This window comes from Dyadobacter beijingensis DSM 21582, from assembly GCF_000382205.1.
GTDB classification, from domain to species: Bacteria; Bacteroidota; Bacteroidia; order Cytophagales; family Spirosomataceae; genus Dyadobacter; species Dyadobacter beijingensis.
Genome location: NZ_KB907791.1, coordinates 157,861 through 169,436, shown reverse-complemented (window position 1 = coordinate 169,436; position 11,576 = coordinate 157,861). Strand labels below are relative to the sequence as shown.

The 11,576-nt window shown below is 53.9% G+C and carries 3 protein-coding genes; 2 read left to right on the top strand and 1 reads right to left on the bottom strand.

The features are described from left to right. Positions 1 to 117 precede the first annotated feature (117 nt). Complete coding sequence (locus H144_RS0126960; RefSeq protein ID WP_229208007.1) at positions 118 to 2,382, top strand: histidine kinase dimerization/phosphoacceptor domain -containing protein; 2,265 nt, start codon at positions 118 to 120, stop codon at positions 2,380 to 2,382. Between the two features lie 18 nt (positions 2,383 to 2,400). Here the strand turns inward: H144_RS0126960 and H144_RS0126955 are convergent, their stop codons facing one another. Further along, complete coding sequence (locus H144_RS0126955) at positions 2,401 to 7,716, bottom strand: S8 family serine peptidase (protein ID WP_026351028.1); 5,316 nt, start codon at positions 7,714 to 7,716, stop codon at positions 2,401 to 2,403. A 188-nt stretch (positions 7,717 to 7,904) separates the two neighbouring features. On the opposite strand from H144_RS0126955, the gene H144_RS0126950 reads away from it, so the two are divergent. Further along, entirely contained in the window at positions 7,905 to 11,507 is a 3,603-nt protein-coding gene (locus H144_RS0126950; RefSeq protein WP_019945233.1) for a patatin-like phospholipase family protein, read from the top strand. The last annotated feature ends 69 nt before the right edge of the window (positions 11,508 to 11,576 follow it).

Sequence of the window (11,576 nt, the reverse complement as noted above, 5' to 3'; positions counted from 1 at the left end):
AAATCATGATATTTAGCCCTAACTTCTCCATCCGCTTTGAACCAATACCCGGCAAGCACCCAGATCATGATGATGTCACTTTTCCACCGCTTCCTTCCGGCACGAAACGGATGTTTTTTGACAGGGCTTTTGGCATGCTGCATCCTGAGCGCGACATGCCGCGCCCAGTTTTATCCCACCGACCCCATTGTACCCGAGAGCCGTCTCCCGGTGCTGCTGGCGGCTTTGCGGAATGCTGAAACGGGTACGCCGGAACGCAACCGGGCGCTGATCGACCTTGCAAACCTGTATTACAATAAGCCGCGCAAACGGTTTGAAGACCTCGACAAAGCTATTGCCTACGCACGAGCGGCAGTTTCCGTCCGTCACACAAGGCAGGAAAGCCACGACGGGCAGCGTGCGACGAAGCTGCTGGCGCTCGCGGCGATCGATAAACAGGATTTCCCATCGGCGGAAAATCTCCTGCGCCAGCTGTACGGACAGTACAAGCTGGATTTGCAGCTGCGGCTCGCCTATGCCTATTGCGAAGCGGACAAGGACCTGAAAGATGCCGATTGGGCGAAAGCCATCGCACTGGCCCAATCCGCTATCCGCGGCAGTATCGGACTGCACGACGCAGTCCGTGAAACGCAGGCGCGGCAGATCGTCGCGCTCGTTCATGCAAAACAGCAGAGCCCGGCGGCGGAACGGGAGCTGCTGGACATTGTAGCGCGTTTCAAAAAAGCCAAGAGCCGGTTTTACCAGACGACCTACGTGGCGATGAGTGAATATTGCTTTCTGATCGGCGACCAGTCGCGGGCCATGTATTATTCGATCGAGGCGGTGAAAACGATGAAGGCCACGAAAGATTCCAGCATGGCCGGCGACATTTATACCAACCACGCGATGATGTGGACGGACAACGACGAGTACCGGAAAGGCGTGGCATACATCGATCTCGCCATCGCGCATTACACGCAGCGCGCGGGCCGGTACAACTTGTCGCATCCGCTGTTTCTGTTTGATACGGAATACATTTACGGCAAAACGGGCAATTACGAGGACGACCTGCGGCGGATGAAGGTCCTGCTAGCCAATGCTCCTCCGCAAACGACCCAGGACAGGATTTACCAGACGGTGATTATGGCGCGCATCTACCGGCGCATGAAGCGATACGATCAATCCGAACAGCTTTACAAGCGCGCTTACGCGATCAGTAAAAAGTCCGGCGTGAATGTGTTCCGCACCACCGCGGGGCTTGCGCAGGTGTTTGTCGATTCGAAGCAATACGCGAAGGCACGGCCGCTGCTTTACGAAGAGCTGGCATTTCCGAAAACTTTCTTCAACAACGGATCGCTCCGCCATTTGCATTACATGGCCTACCTGAACGATTCAGCCACAGGCAATTACTTCGATGCGATCAAACATCTGAGCGTTTACAGCGACATCAGCCATCACGACCTCACGCAATCGCGCGAACGCGAGGTGCAGCGGCTGCGCATTGCTTTTGAAGCGCAGCAGAAAGAAGACGAGATCAAAATCAAGAACCAGAACATCCGGCTGCTTTCGCAAAATGCAAAAATTCAGGAAGAACGGCTGCGCAATGCCAACCTGACAATGGTGATGTCTTTTTTTCTGGCGACTTTCCTCGTCGTGGTTTCGGTGCTGATTTTTTCAAAATACCGGCAAAAAGCAAGGAACAGTCACGAAATTGAACACAAAAACACCATTATTACTGAAAAGAACATGATTCTGGAACACCTGCTTCACGAAAAGGAATGGCTGTTGAAAGAGGTGCATCACCGGGTCAAAAACAACCTGCACACGATTATCTGCCTGCTCGAAAGCCAGGCCTCCTACCTGGGCAACGAAGCACTGAAAGCGCTTGAAACGAGCCAGAACCGCATTTATGCGATGTCGCTCATCCACCAGAAACTGTACCAGTCGGACGACATCCGGTCGGTGGACATGAAGGGCTATTTCACCGAATTCCTCCTGTTCCTTTCCGAGACGTTCGACGCCTCCAACCGCGTGCGGATCATACAGGACATTGCCCCCGTAAAACTGCCCGCAACGCAAGCCATCCCGATCGCGCTGATTGTGAACGAAAGCGTCACGAACGCATTCAAGCACGCATTTCCGGGCAAGCTGGAAGGCATTGTCCGCATTTCGCTTTTGCAGCAGGACGGCGAAATTTCCCTGACAATCGAAGACAACGGCATCGGCTGGGACGAGAGCGATTACAACCCCCAAAATTCCCTCGGTATCCAGCTCATGAGAGGCCTGAGTGAAGATATGGGTGCCGGCATTTGCTTCGAAAACCAGTCCGGGACCCGCATATCGCTGACGCTGCGGACGGATTTGTCCGAGGAGCAGGAGACACGGAGTTCGCTATTTGCGTGAGGAAGGTTGTAATTCAAATCATTCCTTCACCACCTTGAACTGCTGCTCCCGTTCCTTCGACGAAACCTTGATCAGATACAACCCCAGCGCCAAATCCGGCGAACTGAGATCCACTTCCAAACCGTTTGTCATCTGTTTGAATTCCAGCTTTTTACAAAGTTTTCCATTCAAATCAAATACTTTCACCTGCACGGGACCATTCAGCATGTTTCCAGTGTCAATCCTGAAAATACCTTTCGACGGGTTGGGGAACACCTGCCATTGCGGGTCCTGCACGAAAGCCACCGATCTAATGGACGAATAAGCGACCGAGCCGTCCGAATCGACCATTTTCAACCGGTAATAGCGCGTTCCGTGCGGACGTAACGGGCCATCGGTAAATGAGTACGGGCGCGTTCCATTGCCGCCCTGCCCTTGGATCGTGCCCAGATCGTAGAACAGCGCCTTCTTTACATTTTCAGGGCCCTCGGCGACCTGCACCGTGAAATGGCTGAAATCCGTTTCCGAAGTCGTCGACCATTTCAGGTGAACGACGGTGTTCTCTCCGGACATGCCTTTTTCCGCCGTGAAACCGATTAGCGTTACCGGTAAGGGCGTTCCGGTACCGATATAATCCCGCGCCACCCAGAACTCCGAGAAGCTTTTGGTCTCAAATTCCAGGTAGTAGCCGTTCAGGTACGGTACTTTTTTGACCTTTTCGGGTGCGAAATATTCCCAGTTGGTCCGTGCATTGTTGGTGAGCAGCCCGTCCTGGTTGGGGCCGGAGTATTTTGTTACGGCCAGGTCGTAGGCGGATCCGGGTTTTGTAACATTCGACTGCGGCGGCGCGTTGACCAGCCTCTGAATGTCGGTTTCAGGGACGTAAAGTCGCACGCCGACCGGATTGTCAAATGTTTGGGGGGAATTGAATACGAAACTGCGATCGAGTACGAGCTCGTTTTCACTGACGCGTAATGGGCCGTTGTTGACGAAAGTTTTGAGTGTGGTACCCGAAATATTTTGCTCATGCCCATGGATCGAACCGATTACCGTGTTGTTCGGCGCGAAGTGGTTCCAGTCGTGATCCGGTGTGATGGTCGCGCTGTGCTCGTCTTGTAACGAACCCCCTCCATAAATTTCGTAGCCAGCACCACTATAAATATGAATATCGTCGATGGTAATACCCTCGCTACTGCCGGAACCATTGCTCTTGAAAACAAACCTAAGCCGCAGATACAGGCTCACTGGTAACGGTACAGAAAATACGCGCCAGCCAGTGGCTACTTTTCCGGCCCAGAAGCCCTGGTAGTCCCTTTCATTGTTATACCAGTTGTAACCATAATCCTTGCCGCCGAGTCTGTACCAATTATAACCGTCAAAATATTCAATATAAAACTTATCGCATCCCTCACCGGCGCAGTCTTCCATGTCCATCTTCGCAACGAAGCTCAAATACTTGTTAAAAGGACTTTCATTGTAGAAGCACGGCGAATAGAGGTATGACGCTTCATTATTGTTGTAACGGCCGGTCAGATTGGTTTTCCAGGCGTTGTGCCCACTGGCAGCACCCGATACGCCCGCACTACTCGGCGTGCCTAGCTGCCACGTCGAGCTGGTGCCTTCGGAGTACCAGCCGTTATTTCCCGATTCGAAATTTTCCAGATAGGGCAGCGTCGGTATAGACCCGCTGGTGTAAAATTCAACGGTCATCGTATCGTTCGACCGGTTGATGTCAAACGCTTTTTCACACCACACTTTCAACACATGTCTTCCTGGCTGACGGGCCTCCAAAGGGTAATAAAATTCAAATTCCACCTCACCGTCTTTTCGGACGACGTCGATATTGCGCTCGGTTACCTGACCGTCCAGAGACAACTTAATGGGCAGTTTGTAAGAATCGTGACTACCGTTGTTCCGAAACGCCGCCTTTATCGATGCGTTATTGAAATCGCAAATTGAAATGGAAGAGACGGCATTCAGCCTGGTCGTCGCTACGTCGCTGGCTGCCTTGAACAGCCTTACTTCATCGACTGCCACTCCATTGGGTTGGTTTGAATTCAGGACCGAATTGCTTAGCCTGACCTGAAAATCTGCTGTAAACTCCTGCCCATTATTTAGAAGTAAAGAACTGACTTCCACCACGGCCAGCGAATAGCCCCTATCATTGTCAAAGTAACCTCCGTAGAGGTTATCCACGGTAATCCACGGATCACCAGCGCTTCCACGAATCTGAAGAGCGTTAGAGTTCGTATGCCTGACGCTAAACCATATTTCGTCTTCCCGCGCCCTATATCCGGATAAATTGAATGTCCCATCCAGGTCTCCCGTTGAAGGCACCCAGGCATATGGAGAGATTGCGTCAAACACAAATGCATTTGCCGACGAATACCCTGCGCCGCTCCTCAGCCGGAAGTGCTCCGAAGTAGGCATAAAATCGAATGCATCCGCACCTGGGATACCCATCGCCGGCTCCCGGATATCGAGGGCAGGAAGAGCCTCAAAATCCTGTAAGTAAGGCAATACCAGCTTTGGGTTGGGAATCTGCCGCAACTTCATTTCGAGTGCGTCGTTGCCTTGTATGGGATCGCCCGGGAGTCGTACGGCTACGCGCAATGTGGCCTCGGTAACCAAAGCCAGGTTTTCGCGCCGTTGAAATGTATAATCTGCGCTGGATGTGGCGGGTATAGTCATCGTTACCTGCTCCCAATGCATGACCCCGCCCAGCGAATAGCCCACCTCGAACGGCCGGGTCTGCGGCTGGTCGTCGAGGTTTTTGATGCGAACCGTAATGGCATGTTCGGCGGTGTAGGCTGAACGTGTAAACATTCTGACATTCGAAGCAGGCGACACCAGCGCTACGATGGCAAGGTCGTTGTCCGAAATATTGCCCTGGCAGCTTCCATTGTCAGGCTTACGCATGAGGGCCACCGACCGGCGCCCGGGCACCTGGTCCTTCCGCGCCCTGACCGATATGTAATAGGTCGAATCTCTGGATAATGATGATAATGTATATTTCAACGCCGAGGTCAATCCCACAGACCGCATTTCATCGCCGGATGATAGCATTACCTCGTAATCGGAAGCCCCGCTGACCGCATTCCATTGCAGTGCGACATATCCCTCGCATTGAACAGCTTGCAGCGACACCACCGGAACACCCAAAACGGCAAATGTGCCACTGGTATTGGAAAAGGCAGTCCCGTTCCGCATCACCCTTACTTTTGCATTGCCGGAAGCGCCGTCGGGAACTGTCCACGGAATTTGCCGCAACTCCGCCGAGACATTCGCATTGATCGCGTTCCAACTTCCCCCGTTATCGAGCGAATAGGCTACATGGAAGGTACTCAGCGTGTCGCCGTAGGAGTCCCAGCAGATATTCACCGCATCGCCTTTTGCCAGTCGATCCCCCGCCAATGGATAGGTGACAGTCACCGAAGGTTCAATAATGTCATACACCACGAAATACTCCTGCACGCCCTGGGGAATGTGTGCCGCCTCCACTTTCACAGAATAAGTACCCGCCGCCGGTTCCTCGATTACGATCTGTTCGATGTTGTTGAGCGTGTCCACCCCCGAAACTGCCGGTGCATTTGGCGCAGCCGCGGACGGGAATTTAGGTAACACTTTACTATTACCCGGCCTGGTTACCGTGAGGTCGAGATTGTTTACCAGTGTTTTACCGCCTGCCAGCAACGAAGTCGCCGGGTCATTCCAATAGAGCATTACTTTCAATTTTGCCGTATTGGCAGGCACGACAATCTCATGGGTATTCGTGGCCGAACGGCTCAGCTGCCCGGAAAAATACCGGCCTTTGTCGAGCATGCTGACCGACCGGAGCAGGTTCATGATCCCAAAACCGTGGCTGAAATCCGGGCCGGGAAGGCCCATATCGGTCGCCCCGTTGCAAATCAGCGCCTTCAAGAGGGCATTCTTCGGATTATTCCGCTGATGCAGCTGCCGGTATCGTTCGACCAGCAATGCCGCCCCGCCTGTTACTGCGGGCGACGCCATGCTCGTTCCCGAAGCGGTCTGGTAGGCATTGTTCTGTATAGTGGAAAAAATGCTCCCGCCCGGCGCGATCACCTCGGGCTTAATCCGTCCGTCGGAAGTGGGGCCTTTGGACGATGCGGGGCTTACAATGCCGGTTGAAGTCGTTCTACCGACAGTGATAATATTTTTTGCTGATTGACAATCACCTGCAACGGTACCGAAACCGACGGGGTACCCGGCGTCCTGGCAGTTTGTTTCCGTCCCGCTGTTGCCTGCCGAAAAAACGTGCTGCAAATAAGGAAATTCGAATGCCTGCTGATCGAGCGCAGCCGCTCCGTCGTAGTACATACCAAAACTCCCGCAAAGGGTGTAGCCACCGTAGGTATTGCTGGTAACCACCATGCCGTAATCCCTGATCAGCGAGGCCGGTGCAGTCCAGATCGCCTCGCGCGAACGCGCCACGATTTTTGCCTTCGGTGCATAGCCACGATACTTCTCATTAAGCAAACCTGATCCCGCAGCCGTGCCTCCTACGTGAATGCCGTGCCAGCTTTCGTGCATGGGAACGTAACTGATCACCCGCTTACCGACATCCGGATGCACCAACGGGGTAAAATCATCCCCCAACCCGATCACCACCCCTTCACCCGTCAGTTTATAGCCCAAAATCGCCGTAGAACCCAGCACGTTCGCCCTTGTGCTGGCCGTGCTTTTGTCGTTCAGCATGTCGGATGGGGGCGCTATCGGCGCGATGTACTGTACCCACGGGAGCTCGGCCAGGCGGCGGACGCTGCCTTCGGGAATCCGGACGTCCAGGATCTGATAGGGTTTCAGGGCCTCATACAGCACTTCGAAACTGTTCTGGGTCAGGTCGCGGAGCACTTCATCGAAGGAGAATGATTTGGCGAAATTCAGTTTCAGGTCGATTTTCCCGGCCACATTGCGGGCATGGTCGGGAACGGTCCCGGCCAGCAATGCCGGTTCGACCACATCTTCCGGCGTCGGCCTGTAAATGGCGCGAACGCCGAGTTTTTTCAGGGATTTGCCGTTCACGCGGCCCGCCAGCGTGGCCGTATAGGCGAAGTCCGGAATGTAGTCGAGGATCTCGATTCCCTGCGCCTTCATGGCGGCCAGCGTGGCCTCGTCGGGGAGTTGGCGGAACTGTATCACCACCAGCGACTTCCCCATCTGCCCCTGCGACGGCCGCCCATACCCCTGCGGCACATCGTCGGGAACACTGTCGGGAAGTGCTAATACCCTGTTTTTTAGAAACAACCGGTGCCCGGACTGGCGTTGGGCAATGCTTTGCAATGATAAAAGAAAAAGCAGTAGTAGTAGACTGGTCGTCTGTTTGATAGAGGCCATGCAAATATGTAACCGATAGGAAAGGATATTGCGAAAATAGCAGACAAAAAACGATTCTCCATATGCGGATTACCGTTTAATCAAAATTCACCCGCAGCGACGTCCCAGCACCTGTTTTTCAGTAACTTTTAGCCCTCCCTCCCATTCACACACCGCCCCGGAAATACCAACCGCTCAACCCTTATCGCATGGACATCGTTACCGACCTAACCTCTCAGGCCATTTCATTTCTGACACTGTTACAGGACATTTCAAAAGATTTTGGCATACTCCGCAAAAAGCGCGACGCCAAAGGCTATATGCCGGCCGTACAAGCGGAAATGGAGCGGTTCAAAGAATACCTCGACGGCCGCCTATCCCCCGGCGACCCAGTCACAGGCCGCTACAATATCCCCGACCGTCGTACCGAGCGAATAAAGGAAATTGTCTTCTGCTCCTCGGCGGAAACTACGGAGCAGGCATTGGAAGCAACATTCTATACCATTTCCAACAACCTGATCAAATGGATAGAGCGGGTGACAAAGAGAGAAAAGCCAATCTTTCCTGGGGTTGAAGGAGATATTTCCGACATTATTCTGATGTCACCCGACGAATGGCGCCGGGAGATCCGGAATATCCTCTACGACGACCCGTACGAACGCGTCAACCTGGCACGGGCCATTCATTATATCCCTGCATTGATCGTCCTGACGCTCAGCGAGAAACCTCCGAAGAAAGGCTGGTTATCCAGCTTGTCGGGGCGGGCCGACGACGGGATCGAACAGCAACGCAAACACCAGGTCTTCGAACCCGGCACTACTTATGCCACGCTGGCGGCGGAGGATCGGGACGATATTGAAAAATGGTGGTCGAACGTGCCGGTACTGGCACAGAAAACCGAGCTTGCCCGATCATTTCAAGGACGGACGAGGACCAGCATTGCCACGGCGCTGCTACGGAACGATCAGCTGTTTTTCCAGTGCGTGGTGGAAGAAAACCCGGTTTCGTTTGAAATGATCTTCAACCAGGAACTAGAACAGATCGAGCGATCGAGGGAGGCGCGGCTGGAAGACCTGGAAAGTGACGATTGGGAAAATATCCGTTTCAAAAGCATTTGCCCGAAGAAAAGCGAATGCGAAGAGGATAAGGATGCCAAACATGCCTTCGCAAGCATCACCCCCGACCTGCCGAAGGACCCCGGTGAAATCGAACTGCATTTCGCCGACAAAATACCTAACCCCCTACCCGCCGACGGCACCATCGATCCCCTGCGGCGGGCGGAAGCGATGCAGCTCACCGCACTCGCCTTTTCCGGCGGCGGCATCCGTTCGGCGACATTTAACCTTGGCGTGATCCAGAAACTGGCCGAAAAAGGCGTTTTGCACCATATCGACTACCTCTCGACCGTCTCCGGCGGCGGGTACATCGGTTCCTGGCTGCTGTCGTGGATCTACCGCGCCGGGTCGATCTCCAAGGTCACCAACCGCCTCAACAGCGCCAGATCCACCGACCCGATGGCCGACGAGGTACGACCGCTTCGCTGGCTGCGGATGTACAGTAATTACCTCTCGCCTAACGCCGGTGTTATGTCCACCGACGCGTGGACGATCGGCATTACCTGGATCAGGAATACGCTCATCAATCAGATCATTCTTTTGCTGCTCTTGTGTACGGCGCTCGCGTTTGTGGAGATGGTTTATATGGCCTGGGAAGGCCTGGCCTCGGATGTGACTTATCCCTGGCTGATCACAACAAGTATCGCCTGTGCTTTTATGGCTATGGGAACGCATTTCGCCGCGGAGGGTATGCGAACCTTTAACAACGAACCTGCCCACAAGGCCTGGATAAATAATGTGGTCAGAGGTAACTACGCCTACGCGCTCGTCGTTTCGGCCGCATTGACCGCCTTCTTCCTCTCGACCTGGCTTTTTAAGTCGGCCGAAAAAATATACCCGTTATCCGAAAAGCTGGAAATTTTCGTAGGCCCGGCCCTGTTCGCAATCGCATGCCTCGTTTACATTGCCTACAAGGGCAAATATCACGAGCAAAAGAGATTCGAAAATCCCTCGACCGCCAGAAACTATATTTTTGCCTCTTCCGTCGTCGGCGTGGTGGTAACATTTCTGCTCATGACGATCGTCTGGAAATTTTACGAACTAATCAGGCATCCGGCCCCCCTCTACCTGGTTGAAAATGACTCGTTCAGGCAGCACATTTCTTCGATTTCCAGCAATGATGAAACCGTGAAAAAGCTGGCATTTACTTTCGGTCTGCCATTGATGCTGGAAATGATGAGCCTGGGTGTCGTGTTCAGAATGTTCATCATGGGCATTTTCTTCCCGGACGAGCGGCGCGAATGGTGGGGACGCACCGGCGCCGAGCTGCACCGGTTTATGCTGATCTGGATTTTGATGACCATAGCTGTTTTCTTTCTTCCCAAACTGGCCAACCGGATAGAAGCAATCAAAGAAAGCGAGGTCGAATACTTCGTAGGGCTTGTCGGAGGATGGGCGGCGATCGTCGGCTTCGGGGTCAGGCTGGCCTTTGGCTCCACTACTTCGGGTGAGAATAAGGAAAAAACCGGGCTCAATGCCAAGGAAATATTCGTACGCCTGGTCCCCTATCTGTTTATGATCGGCTTCCTGCTGATTGGCTCGGCTACGCTGAATTACCTGTTGAAATTCAATACGCTACCCGCTCAAACGGGCTTGGAGAAATTCGGGATCAGCGTTTTAAATTTTGCAGTACTCCTGGCCGTAACCGCATTGCTCAGCTACCGCGCCGGCGTCAACGAATTCACGCTCCACCATTTCTACCGCAACCGCCTCATACGTGCGTACCTGGGTGCCACGCGCAGGCGCACGGAGCGCATTCAGACGGCCAATAGCTTCACCGGATTCGATAGCAAGGACGATATTCCGCTGGAAGAATTCCGCAAACCGGAATACTACGGCCCTTACCCGCTCATCAACACCGCCTTGAATGCCACCGTCGTGTCCGAACTCGACCGCCAGGACCGGAAAGCGGAGTCGTTCATTTTCTCGCCGCTGTTCTGCGGCTTCGATTTCAGTGCGACGCGCGCCGCGGCCTATAACAAAAAGGAAATCGCCAACTACGGTTACCGCCCTACCGCGCAATTTGCCGACAGCCCTACCCTCGGCACGGCGATGGCGATTTCCGGCGCGGCTGTGAACCCGAATATGGGCTACCACTCCTCGGCGGCCACGGCATTTTTGCTCAGTGTGTTCAATGTAAAACTGGGCTGGTGGCTCGGTAACCCCCGGACGGAGCAATGGCAGAAATCGGAGCCGACGCAGGGCCTTGCCTACCTGGTGTTCGACCTCATCGGCAAATCGGATATGAGTTCCGATTTCGTGAACCTGTCGGATGGCGGGCATTTCGATAACATGGGTTTATACGAACTGGTGCGCCGCCGTTGCCATCAGATCATCGTCTGCGATGCCGAAGAAGACAATACGTCGCTCTGCGAGGGCCTGGCGATGGCGGTAAGGCGCTGCCGGATCGATTTTGGCGTGGAAATAGACATCGACACCAGTCCCATTACCAGCAAGGACGCCAATACCGGGCTGTGCCGTTCCCACGTGGCGACGGGGACGATCAAATACCCGGGCAATGTGACTCCGGGCACGCTGATTTACATTAAAACCGCCCTCAACGGCGACGAATCGGCCGATATCCGCGAGTACAAAATGCAGAACCCGAAATTCCCGCAGCAGCCCACTTCCGACCAGTTCTTTACCGAAGAGCAGTTCGAAAGCTATCGCAAACTCGGGTATCACAGCATTGATTGACCCGGCCCTCATACCGTAACCGCAATTCGTATACAACTTGCCCGGATTCGTGTTATCCGGCGGCGGAGC

Bases quoted from the DNA above. Each gene is read 5' to 3' on its own strand.
- H144_RS0126950 (WP_019945233.1), top strand. From the start codon at position 7,905: ATGGACATCGTTACCGACCTAACCTCTCAGGCCATTTCATTTCTGACA.
- H144_RS0126955 (WP_026351028.1), bottom strand. From the start codon at position 7,716: ATGGCCTCTATCAAACAGACGACCAGTCTACTACTACTGCTTTTTCTT.